This is a genomic window from Arthrobacter sp. Soil_C_49 (genome assembly GCF_057656635.1).
Window position 1 is genome coordinate 26,444 of the sequence record NZ_JBDGJZ010000006.1, and the last position, 15,821, is coordinate 42,264.

The window sequence follows — 15,821 nt, forward strand, 5'->3', positions numbered from 1 at the left end:
ATAATTATGCTGTCCATGGCAGCGTTGCTCATGGTTCCTCCTTGAGGTTGTTCGTCCCCTCCTAAAGCTTGAGGACCCCACCCAAGCTATTCGTGAGCCAAGGCACAGCCCAAGCGAAAATGGAATTCCTAACACTTCCTTAGGTTTTCGTTCGCGCCGTGGTCGTGCCGGGCCGGGTTTCGCGGGCGGTTTCGCGGGCGCGGCGGAGACCCGGCGGAAGGGGTAATCTGCGAAGGGCGGGCAGAGTGGCGCGAAGACCCGCGAAACCGCCGCGCGAAGGGAACAGGAACTGGCTATGGACGTGCTCATCGTCGAGGACGACGACGCCATGGCATCCGCCCTCGGAGCGGCGGTGGTTTCTGCCGGGCACAAGTCCAGCAGGGTTTCCCGCGGCGCGGACGCACTCCTTGAGCACCGGCGGTTCGGAGTCATTTTGCTGGACCTCGGACTCCCGGACATGGACGGCCTCGAGGTGCTGCGGAAGCTCCGCCGGGTGACTGCTGTCCCCATCCTGATCCTCACCGCGCGGGACGATGAACGCAGCGTTGTGCTGGGCCTGCGCTCCGGAGCCGACGACTACCTGGTCAAACCGGTCAAGCTGGTGGAGCTGCTCGCCCGGATTGAGGCCGTGACCCGCCGGGCAGCAAGGTCCCAGGACACCCGGCAGCGCGTCATCACGCTGGGGGAACTGGAAGTGGACCTCGAACGCCGGGTGGCTGTCCTTGCCAAGGAAGACCTTCCCCTGACGGCCACGGAATTCGACCTGCTCGCACTCCTGGCAAGCCATGCAGGTTCCGTGGTAACCCGGGAGCAGATCCTGGACTCGCTGTGGGGTGATGCGTTCGTCGCCTCATCCCGGGCCCTCGATGTTCACCTGACGGGACTCCGGGCCAAGCTTGGACTTCCGGGCTTCATCATCAACGTCCGGGGCGTGGGCTACCGCATCGAGGCGGATTCTGCGTGAGGCTCCGCGTCCTCGGGATCCTGAGCGTCCTGTCCGTCCTTTTGGTCCTCATCGCGTCCAACACCATCCTGGCCTCCGCCGGCAGGGAACTTACCCAGGAACTCCAGATCAACCGGGCCGCTTCCCTGAACCGGCTCGCCCAGGTTGCCTTCGACGCCGGGGCCGACGGCGGCGACGTCACCCAGCTGCAGGCCGAAATGGACCGGTACTCCGAGCTCTACGGCGAAGGCGTCCTCATCCGGCTGCAGCAGGGAACCCTGCGCTCCGGCGGCCTCAGCGAGGACAGGGCCGACGTGCGCGATGCCCTGGCCAGGGCGGCCCTGAACCTGAGCGACACCACGTTGGCGCCGCTTCAACCCTTCGGCACCGGCCCGGCAGTGATTTCCCGCTCCTTCGGAAGTGCCAGCCAGGTGCTCGGGGCGGCCGTCCTGGAAGTCAACCAGGACGCTGCCCGGCAGAAACTGCGCGAACGCTGGCTCGCCGTCGGACTGGCCGCAGCCGCCCTCGCGGCCCTGCTCCTCATCGCTGCAGCCCGGGTGACCCGCTGGGTGCTGCGCCCGGTCCACGGGCTCAATGCCGCCGTCGCCGAACTCGAAAGCACCGGCCGGAGCGGCCGGCTGCCGGAGGAAGGCCCTCCGGAACTGAGGGAGCTGAGCCGGTCCTTCACCGGCATGGCGCAAAGCGTCAGCGACAGTCTCGAGTCCCAGCGCCAGCTCATCGCAGACACTTCCCATGAACTCCGCAACCCGGTGGGAGCGCTGCGGCTGCGGATCGACCTGTTGCAACTGGAATTGAGAACGGCGAACGAGCGGGCTGCGGCCGCGGCTGTTGTGGCAGAACTTGAACGCGTGGAGGAGATCCTGGACGGCGTGCTGCGGCTTGCCGCAGCCGAACACCGGGCATTCGAGGGCTCCAGCCCCCTTCAAAAGCTCCCCGACCTGGACCAGGCTCCCCTTGACCCGTTCCCAATCCTGCAGGGCGAAACCGAACGGGCGGAGCCGGCCGCGCGGCTTACGGGCGCCTCAATCAACCTCAGCAGCCCGCCTTCGCCGCCTGCACTTATCCGCTGCCGCCCGGACGACCTTGCCCAGATGGTGGGGGAACTGCTGAACAACGCGATCAAATATGCCGGCCATGCCCGTATCGCCGTGGGCGTCCAAGTGCGCGGGGCCGCCGTGATGATTGAAGTGTCCGACGACGGGCCGGGACTTTCCGCAGACGAACTCTCGGTGGCCGCCCAGCGGTTTTGGCGCTCGCCGCGCCATGGGACGGTCAGCGGCAATGGCCTGGGCATGACCATCGTGGACAAACTGGCCACCGCTAATGGCGGGCGCCTTCTGCTGGCCCGGGCACAGCCCCATGGCCTGCTCGCCTCCCTAGAGTTTCCACTGGCCGCCGGGGTCCATGCCGGGCACAACGGACAGGGGACCACGGATGCCTGAATCCTGCCCAGCTCCAGCCGACCGCTTCTCTTCCCGGCGGGAAGTCCTGCAAACCGGCCTCGCTGCCGGACTGGCCGGACTATTCCTGCCGGCGCTGGGAGCCTGCACGCCGGATGATCGGGTGGAGTCCCTTGTTGTGGCCGGGGGCGAGCCGGGCGGCTTCTACCTCGAGTTCGCCACCCTGCTGGCCGCTTCCCTGCAGCGCAACGGAGTGGCCCGGCACGCCACGGCCCTGCCTACCGGCGGCAGCCTGGACAACCTTGAGCACCTGCTGGACGGCAGGGCCACGTTCGCCGTCGCCCTCGCTGACGCCGCAGCCCAACGGGCTGCAGGAAAGGACGCATCCGAGGCAGGAATAACGGCGCTCGGAAGGGTCTACGAAAACTACGTCCACTGTGCCGTCCTCAAAGACAGCGGCATTGCCGGCATCTCTGGGCTGGCGGGCAGGACGGTGGCTGTGGGCGAGCCGGGGTCGGGTACTTCCGTGACCACACCGCGGCTTCTCAGTGCAGCCCGGCTCAGTTCCGTCAGCGCCGCTGCGAGTCCTGCCGGCGGTGACGGGCAGGCGGTAACCGTCTTGAACCTCGGACTCAACGACGGATTGTCAGCTCTCCGGGAAGGTGCAGTGGATGCCTTGTTCTGGTCCGGTGGCGTTCCTACCGCCGCCATCGCTGCCGTCCACCACGACGTGGGGCTCGCATTCCTGGATCTCTCCGGGCTGCTTCCAGTGCTGCGTGCCCAGTACGGCACCTTCTACGACCGGGTGCTGATCCCCGCCGGCGCATACGCGGGACTTCCCGCCGTCTGGACGGTGGGGGTGACCAACCTGCTGCTGTGCCGCAGCGATCTGACGAACGTAACGGTGAGGCGGACTGTGGAGCTGTTGGTGGGCCGCGCGGAGGAGCTCATTCCCCAGTCCAGCCTGGGAGTCCAGTTCCTCAGCCCGGAATCCCTCATCAACACGGCCGGCCTGCCGCTGCACCCCGGAGCAGCCGCTGCCTACCGGGAGCTCCATGGGTAAGCCCCGCCCCTTCACCTCCTGCCCCACACCCGCAAACGCCCCATCACCTCCTGCAACAATCAGGCAGACGCCCCATCAGGTCCTGAGTGCGCTTCCGGCAGCTATCCACATACGGCCTTCAGAGCATGGCGGGCCGCGGCGCTTCCTCATTAGCGTTTGGTCTGACCGACGCAACAAGCAAGGTGAGGATCAACGTGACGAGGAAGCAACGGCGGTTGGCGGCACGAAGGAAGCCGGCAAAGATCAAGAAAGACGATGGAAGCCGTGTCAACATCGTGGCCCGTAGCGTGATCATGCAGGAATTAGACTCCGTGCTGCCAGATTTCCACCGGTGGTATCGAGAGCACGAGGGTAAAAACGATTTTAGGCTCGTTCTAGAACAGCTGACCGGGTTCTATAAGGTCTATGCGCTTTCAAGCCGACGTCAGACAACAGTGACAGCTATGGATCCTGAATGGTTGCTCGACATGATGGCAGCGTTCTTTGTGGTCCACCAAAAATGTGCCGTCCTGGTGGCAACAACCCTCTATGACTTCCTGCGATTCCTCAGGGATCCGGAACGCTGGTCGGGCAGCCAAGCTGCCTATCTGGAGGCCCGGGCAGTCCTTCGCGCTGCTATTTTCGAGGACATAGTCTCCCCGTTTCGCCCTGCGGGGGAAAGCGTTAGGTAGCCACACCTGCGGGACGCCGTATCGCTCAACTCCCGGAGTGCGCCTGCAGGAAGCTGTACACCTCGGTTTCGTCCACGCCCGGGAACGCGCCTGGCGGCATGGCGGCCAGCAGATGCGAGTGGGCGCGGGCGGACGGCCAGGCGTTTCCGGCCCATTCGGAAGTCAGCGACTCCGGCGGCCGCTTGCAGCAGGTGGGATCGGGGCAGTTTGAAGTGGCCCGCGCCGTCGTCTCGCGTCCGCGGAACCACTTCACATGCTGGTACGGCACCCCGATGCTCAACGAAAACTCGCCGCTCGCGGAACGCTCGGTGCGCGCGGTGCACCAGTAGGTTCCGGAGGGCGTATCCGTGTACTGGCTGTAGGCGCTGAACTTGTCCGGGACATCAAACACTGCCCGCGATGTCCAGGCCTTGCACGACGGCTGCCCTTCAATGGCGCCGGTGTGGTCCTGCGGGAAGTTCACGCCGTCGTTTTCGTAGGCCTTATAGATGATCCCGCTCTGGTGCGTCTTCTGGAAATGCGTGGTGATACCCAAGTGCCTCGTGGCCAGGTTGGTGAAGCGGTGCGCCGCGGTTTCGTACGAGACGGCAAACGCGTCCCGGATATCCTCAACCGCGATCTCCTTCGCCGTTTTGGCTTTTTGCAAAAATTCGACGGTTGCCTGCTCAGGGAGGAGGAGGGCGGCGGCAAAGTAGTTGGTTGCCACGCGTTGGGCGAGGAAATCTCCGTAGTTCCGGGGCGTTTCATGCCCCAGAACGTAGTGGCCCAGGGCCTGCAGCAGGACGGAGCGGGGATCGTGATCCTGCCGCTGGCTCTGGGTCAGGTAAATTCTGCGGTTCTTCAAATCCGTCACGGACCGCGTCGAATGAGGCAAATCGCCCACGTGATGCAGGGTGAAACCGAGGTGCGCGGCGATGTCTGCGATCACGTGCTGGCTCAACGGCCCGGTGGTGTAGCCCACCTCCTTGAGGACCTTCTGTGCCTCTGCCTCGTACTCCGGAAAATAATTGCCCCGTTCCCGCATCATCGCCCGCAGTTCACCGTTGGCCCGGCGGGCTTCTTCCGGGGTGGCCACCTGCTCGTTCATCTTGCGTTCGAGCTCATGCAGCAGGCCCACCTGGGCTTCGAGCACATCCAGCGGAAGCCGCGAGCTGATGCGGATTTTCGGCAGGTTCAGGGATTCATAAAGCGGCCCGCGCTGGTACCGCTCAAGTTCGATTTCCAGGGCCGCCCGACGGCTGGGAGGTTCGGCTCCGAGCAGTTGGTCGATGCTCACGTGGAGCGCGGACGCCAGGTGCTGGAGCAGCGTCAGCTTGGGCTCACGCTTGCCGTTTTCGATCAGGCTGAGCTGGCTGGGCGCCGTCCCGACGGCGGCACTCAGGTCGTCGAGCGTCAGCCCGGCTTGTTTGCGCAAATGGCGGACCCGGCGACCCAAGGAAATGACGTCCAGTTCCGCTGCGGCGGTGGATGGCGGCTGGGAAACGTCCCTGTTCCAGCTTGAAGGTGACATTTCTGAAGAATACGTGAAGAAGTGCGTTTCTTTCCAGGGTTTTTATCTAGAAAGCCTGTTGTAAATGCAGAAAAGTGGGTTCCACGGAAAGAAACACCGCACCGGAAAGCCGGTGGGAACCTCAACGACGCGGTTCCCACCTACTCCCTCCGGAGCTCAATCAAGGAGATCAACGATGACTGCAGCATTTGAGCCCACCCAGCAGACGCCCGAACAGCAGGCCGCCGCCCTGGAGCTCGAGTGGGCCGCCAACCCCCGCTGGGAAGGTGTGACCCGGGACTACTCAGCCGCCGACGTCGTCCGCCTCCGCGGCCGCGTCTCCGAAGAACACACCCTGGCCCGCCGCGGTGCCGAGAAGCTGTGGAAGCAGCTCACCGAAGAGCACAAGGAAGGCAAATACACCAACGCTCTCGGCGCCCTGACCGGCAACCAGGCAGTCCAGCAGGTCAAAGCGGGGCTCCGGGCCATCTACCTCTCCGGCTGGCAGGTGGCCGCGGACGCGAACAACTCCGGCCACACCTACCCGGACCAGTCCCTCTACCCCGCCAACTCCGTCCCCACCGTGGTGCGCCGGATCAACAACGCCCTGCTCCGGGCGGACCAGATCGAATTCTCCGAGGGCGTCCAGACCGTTGAGGACTGGCTGGTCCCGATCGTCGCCGACGCCGAAGCAGGCTTCGGCGGCCCGCTGAACGCCTACGAGCTCATGAAGTCCATGATCCAGGCCGGCGCCTCCGGTGTTCACTGGGAAGACCAGCTCGCCTCGGAAAAGAAGTGCGGCCACCTCGGCGGCAAGGTCCTGATCCCCACCCAGCAGCACGTCCGCACCCTGAACGCCGCCCGCCTCGCCGCCGACGTCGCCGGCACCCCCACCGTCGTCATCGCCCGCACCGACGCCGAGGCGGCAACCCTGATCACCTCGGACGTCGACGAGCGCGACCAGGAATTCATCACCGGTGAGCGCACCCCCGAGGGCTTCTACAAGGTCCGCAACGGCATCGAACCCTGCATCGCCCGCGCCAAGGCCTACGCCCCCTACTCGGACCTGATCTGGATGGAGACCGGCACCCCGGACCTGGAGCTGGCCCGCAAGTTCGCCGAAGCGGTCAAGGCCGAGTTCCCGGACCAGATGCTCTCCTACAACTGCTCACCGTCATTCAACTGGCGCAAGCACCTGGACGACGCCACGATCGCGAAGTTCCAGCGTGAACTCGGCGCCATGGGCTTCACGTTCCAGTTCATCACCCTGGCCGGCTTCCACGCCCTGAACTACTCGATGTTCGATCTCGCCCACGGCTACGCCCGTGAAGGCATGAGCGCCTACGTCGAACTCCAGGAAAAGGAATTCGCCTCCGAATCCCGCGGCTACACCGCAACCAAGCACCAGCGCGAAGTCGGCACCGGCTACTTCGACACCATCTCCACCGCGCTCAACCCGAACGCATCCACCCTCGCCCTGGTCGGATCGACCGAAGAGGGCCAGTTCCACTAATTCTTCCCGTTCGACGGCGGTTGTCGCCGCCGACCTTCGGACCGGAATCGCTCTGCCTGCTATTCCCTGTGCCCGCCCCGTGACCTCGTAGAACTCGGTCGGGGGCGGGCACAGGGCCCCTTTTACGCAGGCTGCCGCGATACCGGCTCCTTCGGCCTTGTGCCTCGGTCACCGCAGTGCCGCCACCAGCCGTCGAACTTCCCTTTTCGTCTTTAAGGAGACTGAGATGAACAGCTTTACTGACAGCTTCACGATCAATGGCATAACTCTGACCGCCCAGCCGATTTGCCGGCAGGACGAGGTGCTGACACCGGATGCTCTGGCCTTCATAGCCAAGCTGCACCGGGCTACCGCTGAGCGGCGGCAGGAGCTGCTGCAGGCACGCCGGACCCGGCGGGCTGACATTGCCGGCGGTCAGGACCCCCGGTTCCTGCGGGAGACCGAGCACATTCGCAACGACCCGTCCTGGCGGGTCGCTCCCCCGGCCCCCGGCCTGGAGGACCGCCGGGTGGAGATCACCGGCCCGGTGGACAAGAAGATGACCATCAACGCCCTGAACTCCGGCGCCAAGGTCTGGCTGGCGGACATGGAAGACTCCTCCACCCCCACCTGGCGCAACGTGATCAAGGGCCAGCTGAACCTCACCGACGCCCTGGAACGCCGGATCGACTTCACCAGCCCCGAGGGCAAGGAATACAAGCTCCGCCCCGCCGGCGACCTGCCCACCATCGTGGTCCGCCCCCGCGGCTGGCACCTGCCCGAAAAGCACATGCTCATCGACGGCGCCCCCATCGCCGGCGGCATCGTGGACTTCGGCCTGTTCTTCTTCCACAACGCCCGCCGCCTCCTGGCCCAGGGCAAAGGCCCGTACTTCTACCTGCCCAAGATCGAAAACCACCTCGAAGCCCGGCTCTGGAACGACATCTTCATCCTCGCCCAGGACCTGCTCGGCATCCCGCAGGGCACCATCCGCGCCACCGTGCTGATCGAAACCATCACCGCAGCCTTCGAAATGGAGGAGATCCTCTACGAACTCCGCGACCACGCCGCCGGCCTGAACGCCGGCCGCTGGGACTACATCTTCTCCCTGATCAAGAACTTCCGTACCCGCGGGCCCCGCTTCGTCCTCCCGGACCGCGGCCAGGTGACCATGACCCAGCCCTTCATGCGCGCCTACACCGAACAGCTCGTCCGGGCCTGCCACAAACGCGGCGCCATGGCCATCGGCGGCATGGCCGCAGCAGTGCCCAACCGCAAGGACCCCGAAGCGAACGCCAACGCCTTCGAGAAGGTCCGCGCGGACAAAACCCGCGAAGCCAACGACGGGTTCGACGGCTCCTGGGTGGCCCACCCCGACCTCGTGCCGGTCTGCCGCGACGTGTTCGACTCCATCCTCGGTGAGAAGCCCAACCAGCTGGAGCGCACCCGCGAGGACGTCACCCCGGACGACCGTGCCCTGATCAACGTGGCCGCCACCCAGGGCACCATCACCGAGCAGGGCATCCGGAACAACATCGAAGTCGGGATCCGCTACATCGAATCCTGGCTCCGCGGCAACGGCGCAGTGGCTATCCACAACCTCATGGAAGACGCCGCCACCGCCGAAATCTCCCGCTCCCAGCTCTGGCAGTGGATCTACGCCCGGGCCATCACCGACCACGGCGAAATCATCACCCACCACTGGGTCGAGGAACTCCTCGACGAAGAATTCGCCCGGCTGGAGCGCTTCGACGGCGACCGCTTCGAGGACGCCCGCGACATCTTCGAAGAAGTCACCCTCGGCCACGACTTCCCGTCCTTCCTGACCCTGCCCGCCTACGCCCGCTACCTCACCGAGGCACGCGAAAAGGCAACCCAGGAAGAGCTCGCCGCAGCCTAGGCGCCGAGCGAGGCAACCAACTTCCGTCCGCCGGGCCGGCACGCCCTTCGCAACAGGCACCTCCGAAATCCGGGGGGCCGGCCCGGCGACGGAGCATAAACTGAGGACACCCGGCCCGCCGGAAGGCCTTACCCCTTTGGCACCCGCCGCACGGACAGGGTGGAGGCGACGAAGAACGTCAGCACCGACGCCAGGATGACCAGCAGGGCCGGTGTCCAGGAACCCGACACATCGTGCACAAAACCCACCAGCGGAGGTGCCACCGCACCGAAGCAATAGCCCAGTCCCTGGACAGTGGCAGACATCCGGCCTGCAGCAACCTGGTCCCGGGCCAGCTTGATGATGGCGATGAAGATCAGGGTGATCCCGCCGCCCTGGGCAACACCGCCAAGAACAGACCACAGCCACCAGAGCTCGGGTACCAGCAGGAGGCCGGCGGGCACGGACGTCCACAACACGCCCAAGGTGACCGCCGCCGTCGTCGTACTGAAATATTTGGCCGCAAAAGGCACACCCAGGCCGCCCACGATGGCGAACACCTGGAACAGCGAGGAGCCGGCGCCCGCCGCCGAAGCGGACATGCCGAGCTCGTCGTTGAGGTAGCTGGGCAGCCATGCCGTGAGGGCGTAGTAGGAGAATGCCTGGCCCGCGAATGCCGCCGTGAGCCCGGCAGTGGTCCAGGCCGAACCGGCCACGGCCGCCGGCCGCTGACCGTCCGGAACGGGAGCGGCGGCTGGCACGAAGGCGGCACGAAGTCCGATGGCGAGCAGCCAGCACACGATGGCCGCCACCGCCAGGAGCGCGGTGGACGCGAGCGCGAGCTGCCACCCGGCAAATTCGGCCAACGGCGCCGTGACCATCGACGTCAGGAATGACCCCACGTTCAGGGCAGCCGTATAAACACCCATAGCTGTCCCTTGCCGCAGCGGCGGAAAGTCGCGGCGGATGATCAGCGGCGCGGCGATGTTGCCGACGGTTATGGCCAGGCCAATCACCACCGTCCCGGCCAGCACCAGCGCGGGGCCGCCCGCGGACCGGACGATGACGCCCGCCAGCACGCCCAAAATGGTGACGGTCACGGCGAACTCGGCGCCGCAGCCGCGCGCCACCAGCGAAGCAAGGGGTGCCGCCAGCGCGAAGCACAGCACCGGAATGCTGGTGAGCAGGCCCAGCACCACCGGTGAGAACCCAAGGTCCGCCTGCATCACGTCCACCACAGGGGCAACGGCTACGAACGGGCCCCGAAGGTTCAAAGCCAGCAGACCGATACAGGCCAGCAGGATCCAGGTCCGCGGAAGCCGGGACAGGAATCGGGCGCTCACCTGCTCGGCGTGGGGGTTGGATCTTTTTTCATCACCCTTATTGCTATCACGGGCAATACGCGGGCCAGTCCCCGATTGCCGCGCCGTCCTGCCATACGATGAACATCACTGCCGCTGACTCCGGGACGAAGGACACAACATGCAGCACCGGCTTGCCATCCTTGATGACTACCAGGACGTGGCGCAGGGATTCGCCGACTGGTCCTCCTTGACGGACGACGGCGTCACGGTCACCTCGTACCGCGAGCCCTTCCCTTCCCGGGAGGCACTCGAGTCCGCCCTGGCTGACGCGACGATCGTCATCGCCATGCGGGAGCGGACTGCCTTTCCCCGCGAAGTGCTCGAAAAACTCCCCGCCCTCCGGCTCCTGGTCACCACCGGAATGGCCAACGCCTCCATCGATGTGGCGGCGGCGGCCGACCTCGGCATCACAGTCTGCGGCACCCCTGGATCCCCCACCGCTGCCCCGGAGCTGACGTGGGCCCTGCTCCTGGCCCTCGCCCGCAACATCCCTGCAGAGGACAGCTCCCTGCGCGCCGGCTCCTGGCAGAGCACGGTGGGATTCGAACTGGCCGGCAGGACCCTCGGCGTGGTGGGCCTGGGCAAGATCGGCCGCAGGATTGCCGCCTACGGCCAGGCCTTCGGCATGGACGTGCTCGCCTGGAGCCAGAACCTGACCGATGAGGCGGCCGCCGAGGCGGGGGTCCGGAAAGTATCCAAGGAGGAACTTTTCCGGAATTCCGACGTCGCCACCCTCCACCTGCGCCTGTCTCCCCGTTCGGAAGGCATAGTGGGCGAGCCGGAACTGAGGCTGCTCGGCCCCGACGGGATCCTGGTGAACACCGCCCGCGGGCCGCTGGTGGACCAGGACGCGCTGGTCCGGGCGCTGGCGGAAGGCTGGATCGCAGGTGCCGCGCTGGACGTCTTCGACCACGAGCCACTCCCGGCAGGCCACCCCCTCCTCACCGCCCCGAACACCGTGCTGTCCCCGCACCTCGGCTACGTCACCCGGGAGAGCTACCGGCAGTTTTACGGCGGGGCGCTGGACGACGTCAAGGCCTGGCTGGCCGGTTCGCCGCTGCGGGTTATTTCTGCCTAGGTCCCGGACATAGCCCGGAATACCTAGCCGGCGGCCTGCAGGGTTGCCTCCACGGCAGCCGGCGACAACACATGCTGCGTGACCATCTGGCTGGCACCCAAGATGGCAGCCCTGTCTCCGGCCACCGACAGGGCAATCCTCAGGTGGGCCGTGGCCAGGGGCAGCGAGCGCCGGTAGACCACCTCACGCACCCCGGCCATCAGGTGCTCCCCCGCCTGGCCCAGGCTCCCGCCGATCACAATGACTGACGGGTTGAGCAGGTTGACCACCGTAGCCAGGACGTCCCCCACGTCGCGTCCGGCCTGGCGAAGGACCTGGATGGCCTGCAGGTTCCCCTGCGACACCAGCCGCAGCACGTCACTGCCCCTGGCGGCCGGCACGCCCTGCCGGCCCAGTTCAGCGGCCAGGGCCGGGCCTGAGGCCAGCGCCTCCAGGCAGCCGTAATTGCCGCAACGGCACAGCACGTCGTCGCCGCGCGGGACCCGCACATGGCCAAGGTCGCCGGCGGTGCCGTTAGCGCCGCGCTGCAGCGTCCCGCTGCTGATGATTCCGGATCCCACCCCGGTGGCCACCTTGATGAACAGGAAGTTGTCGTGTTCGGGCCAATGAGCGGTCCGCTCCCCGAGCGCCATGATGTTCACGTCGTTGTCCACCAGCACCGGAACCGGCAGCGAGCGCTGAACGTAGGCGACGACGTCGAACCCGTCCCAGCCCGGCATGATGGGCGGTTTAACCGGCCGTCCCGTCGCGTGTTCCACGGGCCCCGGCAGGCCGATACCCACTCCGGCCACGTCATCCGCGCTGCGTCCCGCCGCGGCCACGAGCAGCAGGCCTTCCCGCATCACGCGGTCCAGCACTGCCTCCGGCCCGTCCGCCACGTCCTGCGCCAGGCGCTGCTCGGCGAGGACCTCGCCGCGAAGGTCCGTCACGGCGACGATGACGTGGGTGGCTCCGACGTCCACTGCCAGCACTACGCGGACGGCGGGGTTGAAGGCAAAGCGCGACGGCGGCCTGCCGCCGCTGGAGTTGGCCTCCCCCGCAGGACCCACCAGGCCGGACGCGATGAGGGCATCGATCCGGGACGCCACGGTGGAACGCGCCAGACCGGTCGTCAGGGCCAGTTCGGCACGGGTGCGTGCCTTGCCGTCACGCAGCAGCTGGAACAGCACGCCGGCCCCGCCCTGGGCAAGGGCAGGCTCAGGCCCGGCGCTGCTCCCCGCTGGCTTGGTCATAGGACATAGATAGCACGGCCACTTCTGCATGTCACGTCAGCGACTTTTGCTTGACGCACAGCAAAAGTCATCCTAGCGTTGCAGTAGCCGAAGAATTGTGGCCGGGCCCACTCCCGTCCGGATCCACCGCCGCTCCGGAACCTCCCAGAAACCAGGAGACTTCAATGTCCTACTCGCTCCAGCTCTACACCTTGCGGAACGCCATCCAGGAAGATCTCCCCGGCACCATCCGTAAAGTCGCGGAGATCGGCTTCACGCAGGTGGAGCCGTACAACTTCGTCGCCACGGCACAGGAACTCGGGGCGGCGCTGCGGGAGAACGGCCTGACGGCACCGTCCGGCCACGCCCCGCTGCTGAGCCAGGACCAGGATCAGATCTTCGCCGCCGCCAAGGAACTGGGCATCACCACCGTCATCGAGCCGTACATCCCGGCCGAACGCTGGCAGAACGCCGAAGACGTGCAAGCCACAGCCGCGCTGCTGAACGAGGCGGCAAAGAAGGGCGCCGAATACGGCCTCCGGGTGGGGTACCACAACCACCAGTGGGAGCTGGAATCCACCATTGAGGGACGCACGGCGCTGGAGTACTTTGCAGACCTGCTGGACCCTGAGCTGGTACTCGAGGTGGACACGTACTGGGTTGCGGTGGGCGGGCAGGACCCGGTGGATATCCTGGGCAAGCTCGGAAACCGCGTGAAGTTCATTCATATCAAGGACGGCCCCCTCACCACCGACACCAAGGCCCAGCTTCCGGCCGGCCAGGGCAAAGTGGCAGTGCTGGACGTCATCGCGGCGGCCGCGTCGCTGGAAGTCGGCGTAGTGGAGTTTGACGACTACAGCGGCGACATCTTCGAAGGCATCAACGAGAGCCTGTCGTTCCTGATGGCATCAGGCGAAGGAATCAAGGCATGAGCGCCACCGGTAAAGGCCCGGTAGGCGTTGCCGTTATCGGTGCCGGGAACATCAGCAAGCAGTACCTGGACAATCTCACGGTTTTCCCGGACCTCAAGGTGCACGTCATCGCCGACCTGTTCGAGGAAGCGGCCCGGGCCCGGGCCAAGGAGTACGGCATCCCCGAGTGGGGCGGGGTGGAGAAGGCCCTGAACCACCCCGACGTGGACATCATCGTCAACCTGACCATCCCGGCCGCCCACGTGGAAGTGGCCACGGCCGCCGTCAACGCCGGCAAGCACGTCTGGACCGAAAAGCCGTTCTCGCTGGACCGCGAATCCGGCCTGGGCCTGCTCAAAACCGCTGACGCCGCGGGGCTCCGGCTGGGGTGCGCGCCGGATACCTTCCTGGGCGCAGGCCTGCAGACGGCGCTGCGGATCATCCAGCGCGGGGACATCGGCACCCCGCTGACGGCCATGACCACGTTCCAGACCCCCGGCCCGGAATCCTGGCACCCCAACCCGGCCTTCCTCTTCCAGCACGGCGCCGGGCCCCTGTTCGACATGGGCCCGTACTACCTCACCACCCTGGTCCAGGCCTTCGGCTCCATCCGCAAGGTGGCCGCCGTAGGCTCCAAGTCCCAGGACGTCCGCGTGATCGGCTCCGGCCCCAAAGCCGGCGAGGAATTCACGGTGGAGGTGCCCACCCACGTCTCGGCCATGGCCCAGTTCGAGTCCGGCGCGTCCTCCCACAGCGTGTTCTCCTTCGAATCCCCCCGCCAGCGGTTGGGCTTCGTAGAAATCACCGGCACCGAGGCCACCATCTCCCTGCCTGACCCCAACTACTTCGACGGCGACATCAAGATCTGGCGCGCAGGCGACGAGGACTGGACCACCATCCCCGCCACCGGCCCGGCGAACGGCCGCGGCCTGGGCGTCCTGGACATGGCCCGCTCCATCCGGGCCGGGGTCCCCCACCGCGCCACCGGAGAACTGGCCTACCACGTACTTGACGCCATGGTGGCCATCAACGAGTCCATGGGATCCGGCACCTTCGTGGACGTTGCCAGCAACGCGCCGGTATCCCAACCAGTCCCCGAGGACTGGGCCCCCGAAACCTTGACGCTGGGAGAAGGCGCATGACTAACAAGACAAACCAGACCACCCTGGGCGTGGCAATGATCGGCTACGCCTTTATGGGCAAGGCACACTCGAACGCGTGGCGGAACGTTGCCAGCTACTTCGATGTCCCGGCCGTCGAGCAGAAGGTCCTGGTGGGCCGGGACGCCGCCGCCGTTGCCGAAGCCGCCGCCAGGTACGGCTGGAAGGAAACGGCCACGGACTGGCGCACGGTCCTGGACCGGGACGACATCCACATCGTCGATATCTGCGCGCCGGGCTGGATGCACGCCGAAATCGCCATCGCCGCACTCGAAGCCGGCAAGCACGTGCTGCTGGAAAAGCCCCTGGCCAACACGTTGGCCGAAGCTGAGGCCATCACCGCTGCCGCCCAGGCCGCCAGGGCACAGGGTGTGCAGTCGATGGTGGGCTTCAACTACCGCCGCGTCCCGGCCCTGGCCCTCGCGAAGGAACTGGTGAGCGAAGGCAGGCTGGGTAACGTCCGGCAGGTCCGCGCGGCCTACCTCCAGGACTGGCTGGCCGACGAGTCGGCACCGATGACCTGGCGGCTGAGGAAGGAGACCGCCGGTTCCGGGGCCCTGGGAGACATCGCGTCCCATGCCATCGACCAGGTCCTCTTCCTGCTCGGCGACAAGGTCACGGAAGTCTCGGGCCGGCTGCAGACGTTTGTTCACCAGCGGCCCGGCGCGCAAGGGCCGGAAGACGTCACGGTGGACGACGCCGCCTGGGCAACCCTGGCCCTCGCTTCCGGAGCCATCGCCTCAGTGGAGGCATCCCGTGTGGCCACCGGCCGGAAAAACTCCCTGCAGATCGAAATTTACGGCGATAAGGGCGCCCTCCGCTTCGACCTCGAGAACCTCAACGAACTCCAGTTTCTGGACGCCACCGCACCCGCCCGTGAACAAGGGTTCCGCCGGATCATGGTCACTGAACCGGAGCACCCGTACCTGGACGCCTGGTGGCCGCAGGGCCACATCATCGGCTGGGAGCACACCTTCACGCACCAGATCCGGGACTTCCTGCTGGCCATCGACGGCGGCACTGCGCCTTCGCCGTCGTTTGAAGACGGCCTGCAAGTCCAGCGCATCCTCGCCGCCGTCGAGGAGTCCACAGCCGCGAAAAGCGCCCTCATCCAGCCGTCCACCATTGAAGGAGCCTGA

General features: G+C 66.3%; 13 protein-coding genes. 10 read left to right on the forward strand and 3 right to left on the reverse strand.

The features are described 5' to 3' along the window. The first annotated feature begins 295 nt into the window (after positions 1–295). The 4 genes from AC3A4Z_RS11410 to AC3A4Z_RS11425 all read left to right on the forward strand — a co-directional run bounded on the left by AC3A4Z_RS11410 (position 296) and on the right by AC3A4Z_RS11425 (position 4,098). The gene (locus AC3A4Z_RS11410; RefSeq protein ID WP_498711645.1) at positions 296–964 is read left to right on the forward strand and encodes a response regulator transcription factor; all 669 of its coding nucleotides are present in this window, start codon (positions 296–298) and stop codon (positions 962–964) included. After that, positions 961–2,406 (forward strand): sensor histidine kinase, encoded by a 1,446-nt coding sequence (locus tag AC3A4Z_RS11415; protein ID WP_498711646.1) that lies wholly within the window; start codon positions 961–963, stop codon positions 2,404–2,406. Before AC3A4Z_RS11410 ends, AC3A4Z_RS11415 begins: the two co-directional genes overlap by 4 nt. Next, on the forward strand, positions 2,399–3,427 hold the full coding sequence (locus AC3A4Z_RS11420) for a TAXI family TRAP transporter solute-binding subunit (protein ID WP_498711647.1): 1,029 nt from the start codon (positions 2,399–2,401) through the stop codon (positions 3,425–3,427). Before AC3A4Z_RS11415 ends, AC3A4Z_RS11420 begins: the two co-directional genes overlap by 8 nt. Positions 3,428–3,552: 125 nt before the next feature. Next, the gene (locus tag AC3A4Z_RS11425; RefSeq protein WP_498711648.1) at positions 3,553–4,098 is read left to right on the forward strand and encodes a hypothetical protein; all 546 of its coding nucleotides are present in this window, start codon (positions 3,553–3,555) and stop codon (positions 4,096–4,098) included. A 25-nt stretch (positions 4,099–4,123) separates the two neighbouring features. On the opposite strand, the gene AC3A4Z_RS11430 is transcribed toward AC3A4Z_RS11425, so the two are convergent. Next, a complete protein-coding gene (locus AC3A4Z_RS11430; RefSeq protein WP_498711649.1) occupies positions 4,124–5,608 on the reverse strand; it encodes a helix-turn-helix domain-containing protein in 1,485 nt (494 codons plus the stop codon). 175 nt (positions 5,609–5,783) lie between these two features. On the opposite strand from AC3A4Z_RS11430, the gene aceA reads away from it, so the two are divergent. Both aceA and aceB read left to right on the forward strand, forming a co-directional pair. Then, the gene (aceA, locus tag AC3A4Z_RS11435) at positions 5,784–7,100 is read left to right on the forward strand and encodes an isocitrate lyase (RefSeq protein ID WP_498711650.1); all 1,317 of its coding nucleotides are present in this window, start codon (positions 5,784–5,786) and stop codon (positions 7,098–7,100) included. A gap of 226 nt (positions 7,101–7,326) precedes the next feature. After that, complete coding sequence (aceB, locus tag AC3A4Z_RS11440; protein WP_498711651.1) at positions 7,327–8,979, forward strand: malate synthase A; 1,653 nt, start codon at positions 7,327–7,329, stop codon at positions 8,977–8,979. Between the two features lie 128 nt (positions 8,980–9,107). On the opposite strand, the gene AC3A4Z_RS11445 is transcribed toward aceB, so the two are convergent. Continuing rightward, on the reverse strand, positions 9,108–10,301 hold the full coding sequence (locus AC3A4Z_RS11445; protein WP_498711652.1) for an MFS transporter: 1,194 nt from the start codon (positions 10,299–10,301) through the stop codon (positions 9,108–9,110). Positions 10,302–10,440: 139 nt separating this feature from the next. On the opposite strand from AC3A4Z_RS11445, the gene AC3A4Z_RS11450 reads away from it, so the two are divergent. Further along, the gene (locus tag AC3A4Z_RS11450) at positions 10,441–11,400 is read left to right on the forward strand and encodes a D-2-hydroxyacid dehydrogenase family protein (RefSeq protein WP_498711653.1); all 960 of its coding nucleotides are present in this window, start codon (positions 10,441–10,443) and stop codon (positions 11,398–11,400) included. 23 nt (positions 11,401–11,423) lie between these two features. On the opposite strand, the gene AC3A4Z_RS11455 is transcribed toward AC3A4Z_RS11450, so the two are convergent. After that, entirely contained in the window at positions 11,424–12,632 is a 1,209-nt protein-coding gene (locus tag AC3A4Z_RS11455; protein WP_498711654.1) for an ROK family transcriptional regulator, read from the reverse strand. A 164-nt stretch (positions 12,633–12,796) separates the two neighbouring features. On the opposite strand from AC3A4Z_RS11455, the gene AC3A4Z_RS11460 reads away from it, so the two are divergent. From AC3A4Z_RS11460 to AC3A4Z_RS11470, 3 genes are read left to right on the forward strand one after another with little or no spacing between them, the layout of a single operon-like run. Further along, positions 12,797–13,543 carry a sugar phosphate isomerase/epimerase family protein gene (locus AC3A4Z_RS11460; RefSeq protein ID WP_498711655.1) on the forward strand — a complete coding sequence of 249 codons (747 nt, stop codon included), beginning with the start codon at positions 12,797–12,799 and terminating at the stop codon, positions 13,541–13,543. Further along, positions 13,540–14,664 carry a Gfo/Idh/MocA family protein gene (locus tag AC3A4Z_RS11465; protein ID WP_498711656.1) on the forward strand — a complete coding sequence of 375 codons (1,125 nt, stop codon included), beginning with the start codon at positions 13,540–13,542 and terminating at the stop codon, positions 14,662–14,664. The genes AC3A4Z_RS11460 and AC3A4Z_RS11465 overlap by 4 nt, the downstream gene beginning before the upstream one ends. Continuing rightward, positions 14,661–15,821 (forward strand): Gfo/Idh/MocA family protein, encoded by a 1,161-nt coding sequence (locus AC3A4Z_RS11470; protein WP_498711657.1) that lies wholly within the window; start codon positions 14,661–14,663, stop codon positions 15,819–15,821. Before AC3A4Z_RS11465 ends, AC3A4Z_RS11470 begins: the two co-directional genes overlap by 4 nt.

Bases quoted from the DNA above. Each gene is read 5' to 3' on its own strand.
- AC3A4Z_RS11410 (WP_498711645.1), top strand. From the start codon at position 296: ATGGACGTGCTCATCGTCGAGGACGACGACGCCATGGCATCCGCCCTC.
- AC3A4Z_RS11420 (WP_498711647.1), top strand. From the start codon at position 2,399: ATGCCTGAATCCTGCCCAGCTCCAGCCGACCGCTTCTCTTCCCGGCGG.
- AC3A4Z_RS11425 (WP_498711648.1), top strand. From the start codon at position 3,553: ATGGCGGGCCGCGGCGCTTCCTCATTAGCGTTTGGTCTGACCGACGCA.
- AC3A4Z_RS11430 (WP_498711649.1), bottom strand. From the start codon at position 5,608: ATGTCACCTTCAAGCTGGAACAGGGACGTTTCCCAGCCGCCATCCACC.
- aceA (WP_498711650.1), top strand. From the start codon at position 5,784: ATGACTGCAGCATTTGAGCCCACCCAGCAGACGCCCGAACAGCAGGCC.
- aceB (WP_498711651.1), top strand. From the start codon at position 7,327: ATGAACAGCTTTACTGACAGCTTCACGATCAATGGCATAACTCTGACC.
- AC3A4Z_RS11450 (WP_498711653.1), top strand. From the start codon at position 10,441: ATGCAGCACCGGCTTGCCATCCTTGATGACTACCAGGACGTGGCGCAG.
- AC3A4Z_RS11455 (WP_498711654.1), bottom strand. From the start codon at position 12,632: ATGACCAAGCCAGCGGGGAGCAGCGCCGGGCCTGAGCCTGCCCTTGCC.
- AC3A4Z_RS11460 (WP_498711655.1), top strand. From the start codon at position 12,797: ATGTCCTACTCGCTCCAGCTCTACACCTTGCGGAACGCCATCCAGGAA.
- AC3A4Z_RS11465 (WP_498711656.1), top strand. From the start codon at position 13,540: ATGAGCGCCACCGGTAAAGGCCCGGTAGGCGTTGCCGTTATCGGTGCC.
- AC3A4Z_RS11470 (WP_498711657.1), top strand. From the start codon at position 14,661: ATGACTAACAAGACAAACCAGACCACCCTGGGCGTGGCAATGATCGGC.